This is a genomic window from Citreimonas sp. (genome assembly GCF_042096055.1).
GTDB lineage: Bacteria > Pseudomonadota > Alphaproteobacteria > Rhodobacterales > Rhodobacteraceae > Citreimonas.
In genome coordinates, this window is record NZ_JBELMH010000040.1 from 8,733 (window position 1) to 29,026 (window position 20,294).

At 68.1% G+C, this 20,294-nt stretch carries 21 protein-coding genes; 12 read left to right on the forward strand and 9 right to left on the reverse strand.

Annotation, left to right across the window (positions count from 1 at the left end):
* Positions 1–503 (forward strand): BadF/BadG/BcrA/BcrD ATPase family protein (locus ACFDTC_RS10495; RefSeq protein WP_375258825.1); only part of this gene is annotated, 503 nt, incomplete at its 5' end.
* On the opposite strand, the gene ACFDTC_RS10500 is transcribed toward ACFDTC_RS10495, so the two are convergent.
* The 4 genes from ACFDTC_RS10500 to ACFDTC_RS10515 all read right to left on the reverse strand — a co-directional run bounded on the left by ACFDTC_RS10500 (position 500) and on the right by ACFDTC_RS10515 (position 7,442).
* On the reverse strand, positions 500–2,800 hold the full coding sequence (locus ACFDTC_RS10500; RefSeq protein WP_375258826.1) for a TRAP transporter permease: 2,301 nt from the start codon (positions 2,798–2,800) through the stop codon (positions 500–502). The two genes, ACFDTC_RS10495 and ACFDTC_RS10500, sit on opposite strands and share 4 nt — an antisense overlap.
* Positions 2,801–2,962: 162 nt before the next feature.
* On the reverse strand, positions 2,963–3,958 hold the full coding sequence (locus ACFDTC_RS10505) for a TAXI family TRAP transporter solute-binding subunit (RefSeq protein ID WP_375258827.1): 996 nt from the start codon (positions 3,956–3,958) through the stop codon (positions 2,963–2,965).
* Positions 3,959–4,231: 273 nt separating this feature from the next.
* Positions 4,232–5,578 (reverse strand): sigma-54-dependent transcriptional regulator, encoded by a 1,347-nt coding sequence (locus ACFDTC_RS10510; RefSeq protein ID WP_375258828.1) that lies wholly within the window; start codon positions 5,576–5,578, stop codon positions 4,232–4,234.
* 7 nt (positions 5,579–5,585) lie between these two features.
* Positions 5,586–7,442: an ATP-binding protein gene (locus ACFDTC_RS10515; protein WP_375258829.1), complete on the reverse strand. Its 1,857-nt coding sequence runs from the start codon at positions 7,440–7,442 to the stop codon at positions 5,586–5,588.
* Between the two features lie 296 nt (positions 7,443–7,738).
* On the opposite strand from ACFDTC_RS10515, the gene ACFDTC_RS10520 reads away from it, so the two are divergent.
* The 4 genes from ACFDTC_RS10520 (at position 7,739) to ACFDTC_RS10535 (ending at position 10,747) form a co-directional block, all read left to right on the forward strand.
* On the forward strand, positions 7,739–9,094 hold the full coding sequence (locus ACFDTC_RS10520; protein WP_375258830.1) for a flagellin: 1,356 nt from the start codon (positions 7,739–7,741) through the stop codon (positions 9,092–9,094).
* A gap of 77 nt (positions 9,095–9,171) precedes the next feature.
* On the forward strand, positions 9,172–9,552 hold the full coding sequence (gene flaF, locus ACFDTC_RS10525; RefSeq protein WP_375258831.1) for a flagellar biosynthesis regulator FlaF: 381 nt from the start codon (positions 9,172–9,174) through the stop codon (positions 9,550–9,552).
* Entirely contained in the window at positions 9,549–9,953 is a 405-nt protein-coding gene (flbT, locus tag ACFDTC_RS10530; protein ID WP_375258832.1) for a flagellar biosynthesis repressor FlbT, read from the forward strand. The genes flaF and flbT overlap by 4 nt, the downstream gene beginning before the upstream one ends.
* On the forward strand, positions 9,950–10,747 hold the full coding sequence (locus tag ACFDTC_RS10535) for a DUF1217 domain-containing protein (RefSeq protein ID WP_375258833.1): 798 nt from the start codon (positions 9,950–9,952) through the stop codon (positions 10,745–10,747). Before flbT ends, ACFDTC_RS10535 begins: the two co-directional genes overlap by 4 nt.
* 61 nt (positions 10,748–10,808) lie before the next feature.
* Here ACFDTC_RS10535 and ACFDTC_RS10540 read toward each other — a convergent pair whose 3' ends face one another.
* Together ACFDTC_RS10540 and ACFDTC_RS10545 are read right to left on the reverse strand one after the other, a co-directional pair.
* Complete coding sequence (locus tag ACFDTC_RS10540; RefSeq protein WP_375258834.1) at positions 10,809–11,150, reverse strand: flagellar biosynthesis protein FlgN; 342 nt, start codon at positions 11,148–11,150, stop codon at positions 10,809–10,811.
* A complete protein-coding gene (locus ACFDTC_RS10545) occupies positions 11,143–11,415 on the reverse strand; it encodes a rod-binding protein (protein WP_375258835.1) in 273 nt (90 codons plus the stop codon). Before ACFDTC_RS10545 ends, ACFDTC_RS10540 begins: the two co-directional genes overlap by 8 nt.
* A gap of 111 nt (positions 11,416–11,526) precedes the next feature.
* On the opposite strand from ACFDTC_RS10545, the gene ACFDTC_RS10550 reads away from it, so the two are divergent.
* The 3 genes from ACFDTC_RS10550 (at position 11,527) to ACFDTC_RS10560 (ending at position 14,262) form a co-directional block, all read left to right on the forward strand.
* Positions 11,527–13,122 carry a flagellar hook-length control protein FliK gene (locus tag ACFDTC_RS10550; RefSeq protein WP_375258836.1) on the forward strand — a complete coding sequence of 532 codons (1,596 nt, stop codon included), beginning with the start codon at positions 11,527–11,529 and terminating at the stop codon, positions 13,120–13,122.
* A 9-nt stretch (positions 13,123–13,131) separates the two neighbouring features.
* Positions 13,132–13,806, forward strand: a complete 675-nt coding sequence (locus ACFDTC_RS10555) for a flagellar hook capping FlgD N-terminal domain-containing protein (protein WP_375258837.1) — start codon at positions 13,132–13,134, stop codon at positions 13,804–13,806.
* Positions 13,807–14,061: 255 nt separating this feature from the next.
* Complete coding sequence (locus ACFDTC_RS10560) at positions 14,062–14,262, forward strand: hypothetical protein (protein WP_375258838.1); 201 nt, start codon at positions 14,062–14,064, stop codon at positions 14,260–14,262.
* 141 nt (positions 14,263–14,403) lie between these two features.
* Here ACFDTC_RS10560 and ubiB read toward each other — a convergent pair whose 3' ends face one another.
* Together ubiB and ubiE are read right to left on the reverse strand one after the other, a co-directional pair.
* Positions 14,404–15,948 carry a 2-polyprenylphenol 6-hydroxylase gene (ubiB, locus tag ACFDTC_RS10565; protein ID WP_375258839.1) on the reverse strand — a complete coding sequence of 515 codons (1,545 nt, stop codon included), beginning with the start codon at positions 15,946–15,948 and terminating at the stop codon, positions 14,404–14,406.
* A complete protein-coding gene (ubiE, locus tag ACFDTC_RS10570) occupies positions 15,949–16,704 on the reverse strand; it encodes a bifunctional demethylmenaquinone methyltransferase/2-methoxy-6-polyprenyl-1,4-benzoquinol methylase UbiE (protein ID WP_375258840.1) in 756 nt (251 codons plus the stop codon).
* Positions 16,705–16,842: 138 nt separating this feature from the next.
* On the opposite strand from ubiE, the gene mutM reads away from it, so the two are divergent.
* Both mutM and ACFDTC_RS10580 read left to right on the forward strand, forming a co-directional pair.
* Entirely contained in the window at positions 16,843–17,709 is an 867-nt protein-coding gene (gene mutM / locus ACFDTC_RS10575) for a bifunctional DNA-formamidopyrimidine glycosylase/DNA-(apurinic or apyrimidinic site) lyase (RefSeq protein ID WP_375258841.1), read from the forward strand.
* A gap of 61 nt (positions 17,710–17,770) precedes the next feature.
* The gene (locus ACFDTC_RS10580) at positions 17,771–18,547 is read left to right on the forward strand and encodes an enoyl-CoA hydratase (protein ID WP_375258842.1); all 777 of its coding nucleotides are present in this window, start codon (positions 17,771–17,773) and stop codon (positions 18,545–18,547) included.
* Between the two features lie 3 nt (positions 18,548–18,550).
* Here ACFDTC_RS10580 and ACFDTC_RS10585 read toward each other — a convergent pair whose 3' ends face one another.
* Positions 18,551–18,736 (reverse strand): hypothetical protein, encoded by a 186-nt coding sequence (locus ACFDTC_RS10585; protein WP_375258843.1) that lies wholly within the window; start codon positions 18,734–18,736, stop codon positions 18,551–18,553.
* Positions 18,737–18,956: 220 nt separating this feature from the next.
* Here ACFDTC_RS10585 and rpsT point away from each other — a divergent pair, with 220 nt between their 5' ends.
* Both rpsT and ACFDTC_RS10595 read left to right on the forward strand, forming a co-directional pair.
* On the forward strand, positions 18,957–19,220 hold the full coding sequence (gene rpsT, locus ACFDTC_RS10590) for a 30S ribosomal protein S20 (RefSeq protein WP_375258844.1): 264 nt from the start codon (positions 18,957–18,959) through the stop codon (positions 19,218–19,220).
* Positions 19,221–19,672: 452 nt separating this feature from the next.
* The coding region (locus tag ACFDTC_RS10595; RefSeq protein WP_375258845.1) for a DnaA ATPase domain-containing protein at positions 19,673–20,294 on the forward strand (622 nt) is incomplete at its 3' end.

Consider the following 20,294-nt stretch of genomic DNA (forward strand, 5'->3'; position numbering starts at 1 on the left):
TTGCCCGGCAGCGCGACGGGCAGATCCGGCTGGCCGGCGGCTGGGGGTCGCGCCTTGGCGACGAGGCATCGGGGTTCTGGATGGCGCGGCAGGCGCTGACCGCCACGCTGGCGGTGGTCGATGGGCTGGCCGACGAAAGCGAGCTGACCGCTACGCTGCTGCTGCGCTTTCACGGCAGCCCGCGGCGGATCGTGCGCTTTGCCGCCGAGATGCCGCCCGGCGAACTGGCCGCGCTGGCGCCGCTGGTGATCGAGGCGGCGATGGAGGGCGACCCGGTGGGCCGTGACGTGCTGACCCGGGGGGCGGCACATATCTCGAAGACGCTGCGCCTGCTGGGGCACGGGGTGGGCGACCCGGTCTGCCTGACCGGCGGGGTGGCGACGGCCTATGCGCGCTTTCTGCCCGCCGACCTGGCCGTCGCTCTGGTCGAGCCGCGCGCCAGCGCGCTGGAGGGCGCGCTGGAACTGGCGGGGCGCGGTGCCGCGCCCCGCCCGGGGGTCTAGTCGGCGCCGCCGGTGCGCAGCGTCGCATCCGGCGCGGGGTTCAGCAGCTTCTGCACGAAGTACAGCGCCACCGCCCCGCCGATGCCGAGCAGGTCGGTGATCAGCCCGCCCTCGATCATGAACAGCGCGGCGATGATCAGGCCGACGCGGATAAACCACGCGACGCGGCCGCCGATGAACCAGCCCTGGATGCCGGCCGACAGCAGGAACACGCCCACCGTCGCCGTGACGCCGGCGCGCAGGATCTCGTACCAGGTGCCGTCCATCAGCAGGGCGCCGTTGTAGAAGAACATGAACGGCACGATGAAGGCCGAGATGCCGATCTTGAACGAGGCGACCGAGGTCTCCATCGCGTTGGCGCCCGAGATGCCGGCGGCGGCGTAGCTGGCCAGCGCCACGGGTGGCGTGATCGCCGAGAGCACCGCGAAGTAGAACACGAAGAAATGCGCCGTCAGCTGCGGGATGCCCAGCTGCACGAGGCCCGGGGCCACGACCGAGGCGGCGACCGCGTAGGCCGCCGTCGTCGGCATGCCCATGCCCAGCAGGATCGAGATGCACATGGCGAAGAACAGCGCCAGCAACTGCGACGTGGCCGCGATGTCCAGCAGCAGCGACGAGAAGCGCGCGCCGACCCCGGTGAGGGAGATCACGCCGACGATGATGCCCGCGCAGGCGCAGACCGCGATGATCTGGATCGACATGATGCCGGCCAGCTCGAACGCCTTGACGATGGACCGGACGCCCATGCGGTAGGGCGTCAGCCAGCTGACCACCGCCGCCGCCGCCGTCGCCAGCGTGCCGGCCCGGATGACCGAGTAGCCCATGAATAGCGCGTAGATCAGGATGACGATCGGCAGGAACAGGTAGACCCGCTTGATCATCGCCTTGAACTTCGGCAGCTCGTCCTCGCGCATGCCGCGCATGCCCAGCTTGGCGGCCTCGAGGTCGACCATGAAGTAGACGCAGACGAAGTAGAGCACCGCCGGGATGATCGCCGCGATGGCGATCTCGGTGTAGGGGATGCCGGTGATCTCGGCCATGATGAAGGCGCCGGCGCCCATGATCGGCGGCATGATCTGCCCGCCGGTGGATGCCGCGGCCTCGACTGCGCCGGCGGTCTTCTTGTGGTAGCCCACCTTCTTCATCAGCGGGATGGTGAGCGAACCGGTGGCCACGACGTTGCCCGCCGAGGTGCCGTTGATCATGCCCATGAGGCCCGAGGCGAAGATCGCCACCTTGGCCGGGCCTCCGCGCGACCGGCCGGCCGCGGCGAAGGCGAAGTTGACGAAGTAGTCGCCCACCTTCGAGGCCTGCAGGAAGGCCGCGAAGATGATGAACAGGATGATGTAGGTCGAGCTGACGGCGGTGGTCGGCCCGAGGATGCCCGCGTCGGTGTAGAGGAAGCCGAAGAAGCGCTTCCACGTGTAGGGGGTCTGCACCGCGAGGATGCCGGGCAGCATGTGCGCGGTGAAGGTGTAGACCAGGAAGACGGCGGTGATGACGACCAGCGCCATGCCGGCCACGCGGCGCGTGAGCTCGAGGATCAGCGCCGAGCCGGCGGTCGCGGCGAAGGCCACGCCGATGGGCACGAAGGGCGTGCCGACCGAGTTGCGCGCCGCGGTGCCGTAGATCGGGATGATGTAGGCCGCGACGGTCACCGCGCAGAGGCCCATGAGGATGTCCGACGCGGCGAAGCGGTCGCGGGGGCGGTCCTCGAAATAGCCCAGCACGATGCCGCCCAGGGTGGCGACCAGCAGGGGCACGCCGTACCACCAGACCTCGGTGGTGTAGAGCTCGGTTCCCGGGAAGGCCGACCAGGTGGTCAGGCCGCCCATCTGCGCCAGCTCGCCCGAGTTGATCTGCAGGATGAACGAGATCGCCGTCGACAGGGCCACCAGCGCGGGGATCAGCAGCGCGATGGCCGCGATGCTCACCACCCTGCGGTCGCGCGAGGGGCGGTCGTCGTAGCCGCGCGCGGCGAAGAGCAGGAAGCCCAGCACCAGCGCGCCGGCGATGTGCACAGTGCGGAAGTCCCACGTCTCCATGGGAAGCTGCGGCAGGAAGGGCAGGTCGAACCCGGTGAAGCGCGAGATCGACAGGCCGTTGAGCGCCGCGATGTGGAAGAACGCGTAGATCGCCGAGTACCAGGCGATCAGCGTGAAGCGCCAGCCCTCGAACAGCCGCCGGTAGCTCTCGATCGGCTCTTCGTCGACGCCTTCGACCACCAGAACGGATTCGGCTTCGGTCAGTTCACTGTCGTCGGGCCGGGCCTTGGCCCCGTCGCGGTCTGCGGTCATGTGGTCGTCCCCCCTGAAAGACGTCTGCGTCGAGGCTACAGACGGCACCGCCTGCCGCATAGCCTCTTGCGGCGGCCGTTTCCCGGGCCGCGCGGGTCGTCAGTTGCAGACGTGCCGCCCGGAGCGGGTCCGGGCGGCACGCATGTCATCGTCCGGAAGCGATCAGCCGCCGTAGACCATCTCGTCGGGGATGTCCGCGCCGGCGTTCTCTTCGAACCACTGGGCGGCGCCCGGGTGCCACTGCATGACCTGGTTCTTGTCCCAGTTCTCGGGCAGCGTCTCGGACGCGGCCGAGTGGATGCCGACCATGCGCTCGTTGTCGGACATCACGGTGTCGACCACGGCGTTCACGAAGGAGGCGGGCAGGTCGCAGTTGGCGATCGCGAAGTTCCACATCGCCACCGAACGCGCGTCTTCCTCGAGCGTCGAGTAGGTGCCGGCGTCGATCTGGTATTCCGAGACCGGGAAGGCCTCGAGGATCTGCTGCTGCTCTTCCTCCGTGAACTCGATGATGTTGATGTCGGTCTGCACCTCGAGCTGGCTGACCGCCGGGACCGGCACGCCGGCCGCGAACGCGATCACGTCGAGAAGGCCGTCCTGAAGCTGGCCGCCCAGGTCGTCCCAGCCGCCGTTGCGACGCTCGAAGTTGACGCCCAGCTCTTCCATCATGCGCGGGAAGTAGGTGTCCGAGGTCGAGCCCGCGGGGCCGAAGCCGATGCGCGCGCCGTCGGGAATGTCCGACACCGATTCGATGCCCGACGAGGCCAGTGCGGTCACGCTGAACGGCGTCTGGTACATCGGGAAGATGGCGCAGGCGTTGGTCATCTGCAGGCCGGGCGCGATCGGGTTGGTGCCCGCCAGCGATTCGGACGCGGGGCCCATCGTGGTCATGCCGAACTGGGCCTCGCCGGTGTGGACCAGCGCCATGTTCTGCATCGGGCCGCCGGTGACTTCGCCGCCGCCGGACAGGCCGAGCTCTTCGGCGACCAGGTTCGCCCAGCCCGAGCCGTAGGCGAAGTACGTGCCGCCCTGCGACGCGGTGCCGACGGTGAAGCTCTCGGGCCAGTCGCTGCGGTCCATCTCGTGCTGTTCGGCCAGCGCGGCGCCGGCGACCATTGCGGTGCCCGCGGCGAAGGCGGTCATGATCTTGAAGGTCATTCTCTTCTCCCTTTTGTCGCGCCGTTCGCGGATGGCCGGGCGATGCGCGCCATGCGGCATCGCGGGCCCCCGCGTCGGCGGAGTCCGGACCCGGGTTGTCCCGTGGTCCGGGGCGCGTGTGTCACGCCCGTTCCTGTTTGGGCCGAAAACCGCGCAAGGCAAGCCGCGAATACCGCATGGTTGCGCTAAACCGGGGATCGGTTTCGCGAAGGGGTGGCAGGCCACCCACGGCCGCCCCGCGGATGTGTGGAATGCCACCCATCGCCGCGCGGGTCAGCCGTCGTCGGTGAACTGGCTGCGGTCCAGCCGGTGGCGCTGCATCTTGTCGTAGAGCGCCTTGCGCGACAGGCCGAGGGATTCGTACGTCGCCTTGATGCTGCCGCCCTGGGCGGCAAGCTCGGCCGCGATCAGGGCGCGTTCGTGCGCCGCCACGCGGTCGGCCAGCGTGTGCGCGGCCGCCTCGGGCAGGTCGCCGCCGCCGAGGTCGAGATCGAGCCCCAGCGCGAAGCGTTCGGCGGCATTGCGCAACTCGCGCACGTTGCCGGGCCAAGCGCGCGCGGCGACCGAGGACAGCACCGCGCCGGGCACTTCGGGCGCGGGCAGGCGGTAGCGCGCGGCGGCCTCGTGCACCAGTTCGAGGAACAGCTTGGGGATGTCCTCGGCCCGGGCGGCGAGCGGCGGCATGCGCAGGGTGATGACGTTGAGCCGGTAGAGCAGGTCGGCGCGAAAGCGCCCCTCGGCCGCGGCGCGTTCGAGGTCTCCTTTCGAGGCGGCGATGAAGCGGATGTCGAGGTCGACCGTCTCGTTCGAGCCCAGCCGCGTGACCACGCGGTTCTGGATCGCGTTCAGCAGCTTGGCCTGCAGCGGCATCGGCAGGCTGTCGATCTCGTCCAGGAACACGGTGCCGCCGCGGGCATGCTCGAACTTGCCGTAGCGGGTGCGGGTGGCGCCGGGGAAGGCGCCGGCCTCGTGGCCGAACAGCTCCGACTCGATGAGGTCGGCGGGCAGGGCGGCGCAGTTGACGTGCACGAAGGGGCCTTCGCTGCGCGGGCTGGCCTTGTGCATGGCGCGGGCGGCGACCTCCTTGCCGGTGCCGGTCTCGCCCACGATCAGCACGTCGGCGTCGGTTTGCGCGGCGGCGCGCAGTTGCTGGCGAAGGGTGACTATGATCGCGCTGCGGCCGGTCAGGCGCGCCTCGATCGCGTCGCGGCGGCCGACCTGCCGGCGCAGCGCGCGGTTCTCGAGCACCAGCCGGCGCTTGTCGAGCGCGCGGCGCACCGATTCGACCAGCCGCGCGGGATCGTAGGGTTTCTCGAGGAAGTCGTAGGCGCCGTCGCGCATGGACCGCACGGCCAGCTCGATGTCGCCGTGGCCGGTCACCAGGATCACCGGCAGCGCGGGGTCGATTTCCAGCGCGCGGGCCATCAGCGCCAGCCCGTCCATGCCGGGCATGCGGATGTCGGTGACCAGCACCGATGCACGGTCGCGGCCCACATGGGCCAGCGCGTCCTCGGCCCGCGCGAACAGGCGCACGGGCAGGTCGGCGAGCATCAGGCTCTGCTCGGCCGAGAGGCGCAGGTCTTCCTCGTCGTCGACGAACAGGACGGATTCGTCGGTCATGGCACGCTCATTCTGCGGCGGTCTCCTGGGTTTGCGGTGCGGCGCGGCGCAGGGTCACGGTGAAGATCGCGCCGCCGCCCTCGGCGTTGCCGGCGGTCAGCGTGCCGCCGAAATCGCGCACGATGTTGTACGAGATCGACAGCCCCAGCCCCAGCCCGCGGCCCGGGTCCTTGGTGGTGAAGAACGGATCGAAGATCTGCGGCAGGTCGGCGTCGCCCAGCCCCGGCCCGAAATCGCGCACCCGCAGCGCCAGCGTGTCGCCGTGGTCTTCCAGCGCCATCTCGATCACCGGGGCGGGGTCGTCGTCCATCGCGTCGAGCGCGTTGGCCAGCAGGTTGACCAGCACCTGCTGCAGCCGCACGCGCCCGCCCATCGCCCAGACGGGTGCGTCGGGCCAGTCGGGGCCGCGCAGGCTGACCCCGCTGCGGTTGAGGCGGGCCTGCATGATCTCGACCGCGTCCTCGACCACGGCGCGCAGGGGGACGGGGCCCACGTGGTCCTTGGGGCGCCGGGCGAAGTTGCGTAGGTGCTGCGAGATCGTCGCCATCCGGTCGGCCATGCGCGAGATGCGGCCCACGTTGTCGCGCGCCTCGGCGGTGCGGCCGCGGTCGAGGAAGGTCATCGCGTTCTCGGCGTAGGATTTCACCGCGCCCAGCGGCTGGTTGAACTCGTGGCTGAGCGCGGCCGACATCTGCCCCAGCGCGGCCAGCTTGCCGGCCTGGACCAGCTCGGCCTGGGTGCGGCGCAGGCGCTCCTCGGCGGCGCGGCGATCCTCGACCTCGGCGCGCAGGCGGCGGTTGGCGTCGTCGAGATCGCGGGTCCGGTCGCGCACGCGGCTTTCCAGCAGCGCGTGCTGGCTGCGCTGCGCCTCGAGCCGTTCCAGCAGGCGGGCGCGGCGCTGGCCGAAGAAGGCCGCGACCAGCGCGCCCAAAGCCACGATCAGTCCGCCGAGGCCCAGCGTCGCCGCCGCCTGCGCGGTCGCGGGACCCGCGGGCGTCAGCACCGCGATGCGCCAGCCGGCGGCGGCGATCAGCCCCTCCTGCAGCACGAAGCTCTCGCGCCCCTCGGGCGTTTCGAGCGTGGCGTGCGTGAGACCTCCGGCCAGCGCCTCGCGCCGCAGGGGCAGGGCCGAGACCGCCGTCAGCGGGTATTGCCGGGTCGCGGCGATTCGCTCGATCGCCAGCTCGCTGACCGGACCGATACTGCGGAACCGCCAGTCGGCGCGGTCGGACAGGAAGATGACGTTGGCGGTGTCGTAGACCGCGATGGTGCTGTCGCTCTGCGCCCAGGCGTCCTCGAACCGGTCGAGGGTGATCTTCACGGCGACGGCGCCCAGGATCTCGGTCCCGTCCAGCACCGGCGCGGCGAAGTAGTAGCCCCGCTCGCCCGAGGTGGTGCCGAGGGCGTGAAAGCGCCCCACGCCGGTGCCGATCGCGTCGGTGAAGTAGGGGCGGTAGGCGAAGTTCTCTCCGACGAAGCTGCGCTCGGACCGGTAGCTCGACGCCGCCAGCGTCGTGCCCTCGCGGTCCATCAGGTAGACGTCGGACACGTCCAGCGACAGCGCGGTCAGGCGCAGCTGCTCGTTGGCGAAGGGGATGAGGCCGGTGGCGTCGGGGTTGCGCAGCACGCGCGCCAGGATGGGGCGCTCGGCGATCAGCGCGGGCAGCGCCTCGGTCCGGCCGAGCGCGCCGCGCAGCACCTCGGTCACCAGGCGCAGGGTCGCCTCGTCGCGCACCGCGGCACGGGTCAGGAAGTGGCGTTCCAGCGCCGGCCAGGCCGCCAGCGCGCCGGCGCAGAGCCCGGCCAGCAGCATCAGGGCCAGCAGGGGCGTGCGATAGGGCGATCTGGGTGGGCGCGGGCGCATGGTCCGGACTATGCGGCGCGGCCCGGGCGAAGGCCAGTCCCGGCGCGGCCCCGCGGCCGCCCGTGCGTGCGCGGGCCTGACGGAACCTTAAGGGATTGCCTAAAATTCCGCGCACCTTCCGCGATCCGGATCGCCGCGCTTAAGACTGTTTTAAACGCGCTGGGCGAGTGTGCCCTTGCACCTGCCGCCCTGGCCGGTGGCGCGGACCGCAAGGTCTCCGCAGGCTTCAGAATGTTGCTTGGAACCGTTCAACACGAACTGGGAACCGGAAAACCGTTTTCCCGAAGAGGTCAAATATGTCTAGCATCCTTACGAACAACGGCGCAATGGTCGCCCTGCAGACCCTGAAGTCGATCAACAACAACCTGTCGCAGACCCAGAACTCGATCGCCACCGGCAAGGACGTTGCCAGCTCGAAGGACAACGCTGCCGTCTGGGCCATCTCGAAGGTGATGGAATCCGACGTCGCGGGCTTCAAGGCCATCAGCGCGAACCTGGGCCTCGGCCAGGCGACGACCCAGGTGGCCCGTCAGGCTGCCGAGACGACCACCGACCTGCTGAAGCAGATGAAGGAAAAGATCGTCGCTGCCCAGGAAAGCAACGTCGACCGCTCCAAGATCCAGACCGACATCAAGGCACTGACCGACCAGATCGCGTCCGTGACCGGGGCCGCGCAGTTCAACGGCCTGAACATGCTGGATGCCAAGCCCGAGAACACCGGCGCGACCAACACCATCGCGCAGCAGCTCGAGAACGCCGCCGGCGGCACCGTCGAGGTTCTCTCGTCGCTCGACCGCACCGCGACGGGCGTCACGTCCGCGTCGATCGGCGTCAAGCAGCAGTCGCTGTCGACCACGGCGCAGACCGCCGGCACGGTGGCCAACTCGGCGACCACGCTGAACGCGACCGCGACCACCGCCAGCACCGGCACGATCGCCGCGGCCGTCGGTTCGACCGAAACCTTCGTGATCTCGGGCGACACGACCTCTCCGGCCCGCGGCGGCAACCGCGTGATCACCGGCGACACCTACTCGGTCGCGGCAACGTTCTTCGACAAGCTGTCGGCCACGGGCGTCGGCGCTGACATCGCAAGCGCAATCACCTACGTCGCCAAGGCCGGTGACTCGACCGTCGACGTGGCCGAAAACCTCGCCCTGCGCGTGAACATGGCGCTGTCGAAAGCCGGGTATTCCGACCAGTACGAGGCCACCTTCGCCGACAACGGCGACGGCACCGCGGACTTCAACATCGTGAACAACTCGGGCGTCGTGGGTGCTGCGGCATTCGCAACCGCGGACTTCGTGTCCACGTCGGGCGGCACCGCGGGTGGTGGCCTGGACCTGCTGAAGGACATCGACGTCAGCACCGAGGGTGGTGCCAAGGCTGCCCTGATGGCCATCGAGAGCCTGCTGCAGACCGGCATCGACGCCGCCGCGGCGTTCGGTTCGGCCGAAAAGCGCATCACCACGCAGCAGGAGTTCGTCGGCGGCCTGATGGACGCGATGAAGTCGGGTATCGGCACGCTGGTCGATGCCGACATGGAAGAGCAGTCGGCTCGCCTCCAGGCCCTTCAGGTCCAGCAGCAGCTGGGCGTCCAGGCCCTGTCGATCGCCAACCAGGCGCCGCAGCAGCTTCTGTCGCTGTTCCGCTAATCGTCTGACGCCGGGGGCCCTTGGGCCCCCGGCACCCCGTTTCGGGTTTCCGAACACATGAATCAGAAGGTTCTGCCGTGAACGCACATGCTCTTGCCCAGAATGCCTACGTCCAGGCCGCGTCATCGACCCGGACGGCCCGCGACACCGAATACCGCGTCCTTGCCCGCATCTCTCACCGGCTTCGCGCCGCCGCAAAGGAAAAGGGCCCCACGGCCTTTCCGAAGCTCGCCGAAGCGCTTGTCGAAAATCGCAACCTCTGGGACACGTTCGCCGTGGACGTCGCCCACCCCGAAAACGGCCTTCCGCAAGAGCTGCGCGCCCAGATCTTCGCGCTGGCCCAGTTCGTGAATGCCCACACCGTCAAGGTGCTGGCGCGCGAGGCCAAGGTCGGTCCGCTTCTGGAAATCAACGCCGCGATCCTCAAAGGCCTCAGCGCGAAGGGAAAGAACCCATGACCGGCCTCGTCCTCAAGCTCGGACCGCGCGAACGCGTGCTGGTCAACGGCGCCGTCATCGAGAACGGCGACAAGCGCAGCCGGCTGTCCATCGTGACGCCGAACGTCAACATACTGCGCCTGCGCGACGCCATCCATCCCGACGAGGCGCAGACGCCCGTGCGCCGCATCTGCTATTCGGCGCAGCTGATCCTGACCGGCGACGCCGATCCCGAGGCGACGCGGCCGACCCTGCTGCGCCAGATCGAGGAGCTGAGCCGCGCGATGGTCGACATCGACAGCCGCACCCTTCTCGCCCAGGCCACCGAGGCGCTGCTGACCGAACAGTATTACAAGTGCCTCAAGGCGCTGCGCGCTCTCATCCCCCGAGAGGACCGGCTTCTGGCCGTGGCCCGCAAATGAGTTTCCAGCCGATCGTCGTCGGAAGCGGCCTGGTCGGCTGGCAATTCCTGCAATCCACGCAGGATCGGCAGAAGGAGGTGTTCAACGCCAGCCCGCTGCTGAAACGGGACACCGACTACTTCGCCCAGAACATTGGGTCGATCAAGACTGCCGAGGACCTGGTGTCGGACCGGCGCCTGCTGCGCGTCGCGCTGGGCGCCTTCGGCCTGCAGGACGACATCGACAGCAAGTTCTTCATCCGCCGCATCCTGGAGGATGGGACGACCGAGCGGACCGCCTTGGCCAACCGGCTGGCCGACGAGCGGTACAAGGCCTTCTCGAAGGCTTTTGGCTTCGACAATCCGTTCGGGCCCAAGACGTCCTCGGTCGGCTTCGCCCAGGACATCGTCGCGAAGTTCCGCCAGCAATCCTTCGAGGTCGCGGTGGGCGAAAGCGACCAGTCGCTGCGTCTGGCGCTCAACTTCAAGCGGGGCCTGACCGAAATCCACGAATCCGGCTCGAGCGAGAACGCCCAGTGGTTCCGGCTGATGGGTACGCCGCCGATGCGGACCGTGCTCGAGAAGGCGCTGAACCTGCCGTCCAGCTTCGGGCAGCTGGACATCGACGTGCAGAAGGATGTTTTCCAGGAAAAGGCCCGCGCCCGCTTCGGCACCGACAAGATCTCGGAAATGCTCGAGCCGGACGTGATGAAGAAGGTCGTGCAGACCTATCTTCTGCAGGAGCAGATCGGACAATTCCAGACGAGCAACTCGGGCCAGATCGCGCTCACGCTGCTGCAATCGTCACGGCGATAGCCGATCGCAATTGAAAAGGGGGCGAAAGCGGTATTCCGTTTTCGCCCCCTTTCGCGTTTCGTCATGCGCGCTTTTCGAGATTCGCATGGGCGGGCATTTCGATCGTCCGTCGCTTTCCCGCCGAATCGTACGTTCCGATCGATTTGCGCACTTCGCCCAGCTCGGCGATACGGGCGACGACGCTTCGGATCCCGGCGAGGGTGCGGTCGAACAGCGCCTGGTTCCGCTCGACGCTGGCGCGCAGGCTGCGCAGCGCGGCGGGCGGGTTGTCAGCCTCGGCGAGTTCGGAAAGTGCCTCCTCTTTATCGGGCAGAAGTTGCGACAGGCGTTCGAAATCGCCCGACAGCAGCGCTTCGCGCTCTGCCTCGACGATCGATTGAAGTCTTTCTAGAGAGTCAGTCATCGGCCTTTCCTTTCAATGCGTTGAACAGGGTTTCCGCCAGCCCGATGCCGCCCCGGGCGGCGATCGCCTTGGCATGTTCGTCCCGCAGGAACGAGGCGAACTGGTCTTCGCCGCTGCCGCCGCCGAATCCTTCGGGAGTCTTGCCCAATCCGGCGGATTTCAGCATCTCGGACAGGAAGGTCGCTTCGAGTTTCTGCGCGACGTCGCGCAGGGCCTGCTCCCTTTGTTGCGCGGGAGGGGCGGACGGGGACGGTGTGATTTGCACGAAGTGCGCCTCCAATTCGATTCACTTCCGCGAATATGACGCGATCGCGGTAAAGAACCGGTAACGAAACTCTGGCATGAGTGTTTCAGCGGAAGAATTCCGGAGCATTCCATGTTGGCAAAAATTGGTAATTTCCTCGGCCTGACCGATGCTGGGCATGTTCCCTCGCGACAAAGCGGTGCCAGGCCCGAGCAGGATTTCGGCGCGTTCGTCGCGGCCGCTCGTATGAGCAGCCAAGAAAAGGACGGCGCGCCCGGTCCCGGCGCCGTGGATGTGGCGCAGACGGACGAGGCCGATGTCGTCGACGACGCCGATGTGGCGCTCGAGACCGAAGGGGATCCTGATGTCGCTGCGGGTGCCGAAGCCGGCGAAGATCTCGCCCTCGTTGTCGATTCTGCCGCAGCGGCGACGGATCCGGAGGACGCGAACCTGAGTATCGCGGGCGTGATCGACGCTCCCGAGGGCGAGGCCGCCGATCAGGCGCTTGGCGTCGCATCCTCGGCGCCCGCGGAGAGCGGCGCGGATGACGTGGCAAGCGAAATCGGGTTGGCGCGCCATTCGCGGGCTGCGCCGGATGGCCCGGCCGTCGGCCGCGATAGTGACGCCGCAGTTCCACGGGCGGTGGCGGAGGCGCTGAGCGCGCGGAACGCCGCGCGCGGCGTCGAAGCCGCCGGCATCGGCGCGCGGGTCGCGCCCATTGCCCGCGCAATGAACGACACGATGCCGACTGGTGCGGCCGCGACGTCGGCAGCCGCCATGCCCTCGGGCACAGCCGCAACGCCGACCATGCAGGCGGAGGTCATCAACGCGCAGGCGGGCGAGACGGCCGTCGCCACCTCGGCCGAGTTCGCGTCGCACCGCGCGTCGCTGCAGGCCGAGAAGCTGGCTCAGCTCATTACGGGCGCGGACGCCGCGCGCGCCGAGGGACGGGGCGCGGGCGGAGCGGTTCCGCAGCCGACCCTGACCGCCGCAGGCGCGGACCGCACCGCGATTTCGAAGAAGGTCGAATCGCTGATCAAGCTCGCCGAAACCGCGGCCGAGCCGGACGTGAAAGCGCCGGATGCCACCACCGCTGCCGCGCGGACGATTGCCGGCGCGGCGCAAACGATCACCCAGCCGGTGGGCGCCTTCGCGTCGGCCGTGGCGCCGCAAGCCGTGACCGCGGCGGGCATCACGCACCCGTCGATCCTGGATGCCGGCGATGAGGGTGACGCGCCGGAGTTCGGCTCGCTCGGCGGGACGACGGAACTGCGCACGGGCGGTGCGCAGCCGACGGTCTTCGCGGCACCGTCGCGGACCGATGCCGCGGCGGTCGTGCGCCAGATCAGCGACGCGATGCCCCGTGCGGGCAATGGAACGATCGAGATCAGGCTGAGCCCCGAGGAGTTGGGACACGTGCGCCTGCAGATGGTCCCGGGCGAATCCGGGATGATCGTGCACATCCAGGCCGAGCGGTCGGAAACTCTCGATCTGCTGCGACGCCATGTCGACCAGCTGGCGCGTGACCTTGCCGAAAGCGGCCACGACGCGTCGGGCTTCACCTTCGCCGAAGGGCGGGACGGTGATGCGAGCGGCGGCAATGCGAACGGAGAGGGCGCCGCCGGCCGGGCCGTGCCCGGCGTGACCGTGACGACCGTCACGGCCGAGGCCGAGCCGGAAACGAATGCCAACATGCGCGCCGATGGCGGGCTGGACATGAAGATCTAGGGGACGATGATGAATCAGGTTTCACAGGTTCAGCCGGGCGCGACCGCGACGGCGCTCAAGGGCCCGACGAGTGCGGGGGCAAGCGCGCTCAGCTCGGATTTCGAGACGTTCCTGAAGATGCTGACCGTGCAGGTCCAGAACCAGGATCCGATGAACCCGGTCGACTCGAACGATTACGCCACCCAACTGGCCACGTTCTCGTCGGTCGAGCAGCAGGTGCTGACCAACGACCTGCTGGGCGCGATCGGCACCCAGCTGGGCATCGGTTCGCTTCAGCAGGTCGGCGCGTGGATCGGCATGGAGGCGCTGGTGCGTGCGCCGGTCAATTTCGACGGAACGACGCCCATCACCGTGCGCCCGCAGGCGCACCCGGATGCGGACAGCGCGTCGGTCGTGGTGCGCAACGCGAACGGTGCGATCGTCGAGCGGATCGCGCTAGAGCCCGGCCAGACCTCGCTGACATGGAACGGACTGGACCAAAACGGCGTTGCCCTGCCACGTGGCAACTACAGGTTCGAGGTGGAAAGCAGCGTCGATGGCGTCGTGATCGACTCTCAGCTGTCGCAGGTCTTCAGCCGAATCGAAGAGGTGCGCAGCGATCGCGGCAACGTCCTGGTCCGCCTGTCCGACGGGACCGAGCTTGTCTCGACCATGGTGGAAGGCCTGCGGTCAGCCGGCGGTTGAGCCTGGCCGATGCGCATAAATCATGCGATGTGACGCCAAGGGACGCGGCATGTTGCATTTTTGAGGCGGCAAATATGGTATGAGCATGCCGCAACGTGAAATGAGCTTTGATCCCGAGGGTCGGCTTGTGTACTGTAACCCGGAAGGGCGCACTGCGTCCAACGCCAACGCCGCAGAGACTGGAGAATGATTATGGATAAGATTTTGGCCCTTGCTGCCGCAGCAGCACTCGCCACTTCGATGGCTGCCCCGGCGATGGCCGGCGGCATGGACGAGCCCGTCGTGCCCGTCGTCGTCGCGGATGATGAAGATGACGAAGGCGCGTTCGCAGCCGCGTCCTCGATCCCCGCGCTGGCAGGCGGCTCGGGCGCCGCACTGGTCGTCGGTGGTCTGGCGCTGGCCGCGGTCATCGCCGCTGCGTCGAACGACGTGAAATCGTCGGGCGACACCGACTGAGCGCGCTGAACGTTCTTTCAAAAGGGCGGCCCCATGCGGCCGCCCTTTTTCGTTGCGCTGGGGTTTCCTCCGCGCGCGGATCGCAAGTGTTGCGTGGCGGACCAGTGACCCTTGCAGCATTGCGGCGCTATCAAGCCGGGGTCAGATGCCTTCCGCCGCGCCGGCCACTCCGAGGAACACCGCAAATCCGCCGATCAGCAGGCCGAGAACCAGCCAGAGCGCCTTTGTCCGCCAGTCGCTGTGATGCCGGTGCGGTTCAGACTTCGCCTGGCGGATCAGCGCCGCCTCGACGAGACCGGGCATGCGCGGGCCGAACCGCGCCAGAACGCGCGCCGTCTTCGCAAGGTCCTTGGCCGCCGCGCGCGGGCCGATCGACTGGCGGATGTAGTCCTCGACCACCGGCCGGGCGACCGTCCAGATGTTCATCTTCGGGTTGAGTGACCGGGCGACGCCCTCGACCACGACCATCGTGCGCTGCAGCAGGATCAGCTCGGTCCGCGTCTCCATGCCGAATCGCTCGGTGACCTCGAAGAGGTAGGCCAGCAGCTTGCCCATCGAGATCCGCGTCGCGTCCATGCCGAAGATCGGCTCGCCCACGGCGCGCAGGGCGCGGGCGAATTCGTCCACGTCACGGTCGGCGGGCACATAGCCGGCCTCGAAATGCACCTCGGCCACGCGCTTGTAGTCGCGGCGGATGAAGCCGAAGAGGATCTCGGCGTAGACGCGGCGGGTGTATTCGTCGATATGCCCCATGATCCCGAAATCGAGCGCGACGATGTCGCCGTTCGGCGCGACCTTGAGGTTGCCCTGGTGCATATCGCCGTGGAAGAAGCCGTCGCGCAGCGCGTGGTTCAGGAACAGCTGCAGCACGCGTTCGGACAGCGCGACGCGGTCGTGCCCGGCGGCGTCCAGCGCGTCGTTGTCACCCAGCGGAATGCCCTCGGCCCAGCCGAGGGTCATCACGCGGCGCCCGGACAGGTTCCACTTCACCTGCGGCAACTGGAAGCCCGCATCGTCGGCGGTATTGGCGGCGTATTCGCTGGCGGCCGCGGATTCGAGCCGAAGGTCCAGCTCGCCCAGCACGGTCTGTTCGAAATGCTCGACCACGTCGTGCGGACGCAGGCGGCGGGACGAGGGCGACAGCAGCTCGATGATGCCGGCGGCGAGATAGAAGGCATCGATGTCCTTGCGGAACGCACGCTCGATGCCCGGGCGCAGGACCTTTACCGCGACGGGCTCGAGGCTGTCACGCAGGAGCGCCTTGTGGACCTGCGCGATCGAGGCGGCGGCGACCGGCTCGCTCAGCTCGGCATAGATGTCGTCGACGCGCTGGCCCAGCTCGACCTCGATCTGCGCGCGGGCGACCGACAGCGGGAAGGGCGGCAGCTTGTCCTGCAGGATGCGCAGCTCGCGCGCCATGTCGTCGCCCACGACGTCGGGCCGCGTCGACAGGATCTGCCCGAACTTGATGTAGGCGGGCCCGAGCGCGGTCAGCGCGCGCACCACCGGCGGCTGCGACGGATCGCCCTCGTCGCCGAGCCACTTGAACGGCCAGCCCAGCACACGCGCGCCGGCGCGCAGCGGAGCGGGCGCGTCGACGGCGTCGAGGATCGCGCCCATCGCGCCGGTGCGCTCCAGCGTGGCGCCGGTGCGGACCAGCCGCCAGATGTTGTGCGGTCCGCGCATTCAGAGCTTCCAACCGGAATGCAGACAGGCGATTCCCATCGACAGGTTGCGATACTTCGCCTGCTCGAACCCGGCGTCGCGGACCATGCCCAGGAACGTCTCCTGGTCGGGGAAGCGGCGGATCGACTCGACGAGGTACTGGTAGCTGTCGCGGTCGCCCGCGATCGCCTGGCCCATGCGCGGGATGATGTTGAAGGAATAGAGGTCGTAGATCTTCTGCATCAGGTCGTTCGGGATCTGGCTGAACTCGAGCACCATCAGCCGGCCTCCGGGACGCAGGACACGGAAGGCCTCGGCCAGCGCGACCTCGGGTCGGGTGACGTTCCGGATGCCGAACGACACCGTGTAGACGTCGAAACTGTTGTCGGGGAAGGGCAGGGCCATCGCGTCGCCCACCACCCAGTCGAGCGCGTCCGCGCGCTCGGTCGCCTCGGCGCGCTGGCGGCCGGCGACCAGCATGGATTCGGTCAGGTCCAGCACGCAGGCGCGCGCGCCGGCTCCCGCGCGGTCGAGGAAGCGGAAGGCGATGTCGCCGGTGCCGCCGGCCACGTCGAGCAGGTACTGGCCAGGACGCGGCGCCAGCCAGTCCATCATGGCGTCCTTCCACAGCCGGTGGATGCCGATGGACATGGCGTCGTTCATCACGTCGTATTTCGACGCGACCGAGGTGAAGACCCCGCGCACGCGACCCGCCTTTTCGGCCTCGGGCACCTCGGAAAAGCCGAAATGCGTGCGCCGATCGTCCTGCTCTGTCATGGCTTTGGCGCCCTCTCGTGACCTGTCCCGCGTGTTTACTGGGATGTGGTGCGAAGGACAAACAGGGAAATCCCCGTGCTTGCATTCGCCGCAGGCCCTGCCGACAAACGCGGCCGAACCCGCGAAGGAGCACCGCCCATGCCCGAACTGCCCGAGGTCGAAACCGTCATGCGCGGGCTCGCTCCGGTGATGGAGGGGCGGCGGATCGCGCACGCGCAGGTTAACAGGCCCGACCTGCGCTGGCCGTTTCCCGACCGGATGGCCGAGCGGCTGACCGGCGCCCGGGTCCAGCGGCTGCGGCGGCGGTCGAAATACATCCTGGGCGATCTCGACACCGGCGAGACGCTGCTGGTGCACCTCGGCATGTCGGGGCGGATGCTGATCTCGGGGGGCGGGTCGACGCGGGAAGGCACGGCGCAGTTCGTGCACGCGCATCCCGCGCCCGAAAAGCACGACCACGTGGTACTGGACATGGAGGGCGGCGGGCGCGTCACGTTCAACGATCCGCGCCGCTTCGGGGCGATGGACCTGATGCCGACGGACGCCGCCGACAACCATCCGCTGCTGGCGCATCTGGGTCCCGAGCCCTTCGGCAACGCCTTTTCCGGCGCGTACCTCGCGCAGGTGCTGAAGGGGCGCAACACGCCGATCAAGGCGGCGCTGCTGGACCAGAAGGTGGTCGCGGGGCTGGGCAACATCTACGTGTGCGAGGCGCTTTACCGGGCGCGCATCCACCCGGCGCGCAAGGCCCGTCGAATCGCCGCGGCACGGCTCGAGGCGCTGGCGCCGATCATCCGCGACGTGCTTTCCGAGGCGATCGAGGCCGGCGGGTCGAGCCTGCGCGACTACCGGCAGGCCGATGGCGCGCTTGGGTATTTCCAGCACCGGTTCGACGTCTACGGCCGCGAGGGCGAGCCGTGCCGCACGCCGGAGTGCGGCCAGACGATCCGCCGCATGGTGCAATCGGGGCGGTCCAGCTTCTACTGCCCGCGATGTCAAAGATAGCTTGAACCGGCTTGCCAAGGTGTTAAGGCTGGGCGCCTGACGGAACCGGAGGGACGAAGTCATGGCCTACGAGACGATCGTCGTCGACGTCGAAGATCATGTCGCGACCATCAGGCTGAACCGGCCCGATGCGCTCAACGCTCTGAATTCCCAATTGCTGGGCGAGCTGTCGACCGCGCTGACCGAGGCCGACCGCAACGACAAGGTCCGTTGCATCGTGCTGACCGGCTCGGCCAAGGCCTTCGCCGCGGGGGCCGACATCAAGGAGATGTCGCAGAAGACCTTCGTCGAGATGTTCCTGCAGGACTACTTCGGCAACGAGGCCGCCGCGATCGCCCGCGTGCGCAAACCGATCATCGCGGCCGTCGCCGGCTACGCGCTGGGCGGCGGGTGCGAGCTGGCGCTGATGTGCGATTTCATCATCGCCGCCGACACCGCCAAGTTCGGCCAGCCCGAGATCAACCTGGGCGTGGTCGCCGGCATCGGCGGCACGCAGCGCCTGACGCGCTTCGTGGGCAAGTCGAAGTCGATGGACATGCACCTGACCGGGCGATTCATGGATGCCGAGGAAGCCGAACGCGCTGGCCTCGTCAGCCGCGTCGTGCCGGCCAAGAAACTGCTGGAAGAGGCGCAGAGCGCGGCCGCCAAGATCGCCGAGAAGTCACTGCTGGCCAGCATGGCGGTCAAGGAGGCGGTGAACCGCTCCTACGAGACGACCCTGTCCGAGGGCCTGCTGTTCGAACGCCGCCTGTTCCACTCGATGTTCGCCACGGACGACCAGAGCGAAGGCATGGCGGCGTTCATGGAAAAGCGCACCGCGCAGTTCCGCGACCGCTAGATCTCAGGTTTCACGCGGTCCGCGCATCTGCGTGATCGACTGCTGAATGCGGCGCCATTCGGCGGCGTCCTGCTCCTGTCCGCTTTGTTCGGAGTTGCGCGCGCGGCGGGCCGCCTCGGCCTCGGCCCTCGGGCCGAGCGAGCGGTAGAGCGCGTGGGCATACTCGGAAACCTTGACCGGTGACAGCATGGCAATCCTCCCTTCCCTGTACTCGAGGGTATGACGCCAACCGCGACCGGGCGCCCGGGTTCCGCGACATCGCCACGATGGGGTTTGCAATCGGCGGGAATCCGTCTATAGGCGCCTCCAGACATGCGCGTGCAGCCCGCTCTGGCTAGAATCGACTCCGTGGGATCGGAGGGCCACGGGATCGTGCGCGTCACACATTTGGACGAACAGGACGAACACCATGGCCAACACACCCCAGGCAAAGAAGCGCGCCCGCCAGAACGAGAAGCGCTATGCCGTCAACCGCGCGCGCCGCTCGCGCATCCGCACCTTCCTGCGCAAGGTCGAAGAGGCAATCGCCGCCGGCGACCAGAGCGCCGCGAAGGCCGCTCTCGAGGCTGCCCAGCCCGAGCTGATGCGTGGCGTCACCAAGGGCGTGATGCACAAGAACACCGCGTCGCGGAAAATGTCGCGCCTCTCCTCGCGGGTGAAAGCGCTGGGCTAAGACCCCATCATCTTGTTAATCGTTTACGGGGCGTCACATTATGTGGCGCCCTTAGTCTTTTGGTCACCTTTTTATGACAGCTCCTGAGATTCTTTTGTCGCAATTCCTGAGTCAAGTTTGAAGTGTAGTTGCCGCCCGCGAAGCAAGCTTGGTAATTTGCCCCTGCGAGTCACATCGCAGGGGGGACAGGTCAATCACGCCCGGCAGGCAGAGCCGGGACAGGTCTTCGAAGCGTCAGCCACCGGCGTCATGGGACCTGAAGTGTACCCGACCGTGTCCAAGCACAATTCGGACCTCAACGGTCCCGATCCGTCGGGAACCGTACGGTAACGATATTGGTCCAGCCCGTTTCCGGTCATCGGAAACGGGACAGGCACGCCGTTCCTCCTGCGCAAGAATCAGACCGCCAGGGCCAGTGGCGCTGCGATGACCGAAAGAACGGAATGGACGGGATGACAAAAGAACAATGGGGCGCGTTGCAGGGCGATCTTTGCAAGACGGTCGGGCAGAACAGCTATGCCACGTGGCTTGAGCCGCTGACCTTCGAAAGCGCCGACACGGACGGCGTGCTTCGGCTGAGCGCTCCGACCTCGTTCTTCTGCACCTACGTCACGCAGAATTACGGCGACCTGCTGCTGTCCAAGGTCGCGCGGGTGAACCCGGGCATCCGCCGGATCGCCATCTCGGCCGCCTCTATGCGCAAGGCGCCGGCGCCCAAACCCGCGACAGTCGAGGCGCCCCAGCCCGTCGCCGCGCGCAAGGACCTGCCCGGCGCGCCGCTGGACGCGCGGTTCACCTTCGACCGGTTCATCGTCGGCAAGCCCAACGAGCTGGCCCACGCCGCCGCCAAGCGCGTGGCCGAGGGGGGGCAGGTCACGTTCAATCCGCTGTTCCTGTATGGTGGCGTCGGCCTCGGCAAAACGCACCTGATGCACGCCATCGCGTGGGAGCTGCGCGAGCGGTCGCCCGAGCTGACCGTTCTGTATCTGTCGGCCGAGCAGTTCATGTACCGCTTCGTGCAGTCGCTGCGCGAGCGCAAGATGCTGGACTTCAAGGAGATGTTCCGCTCGGTCG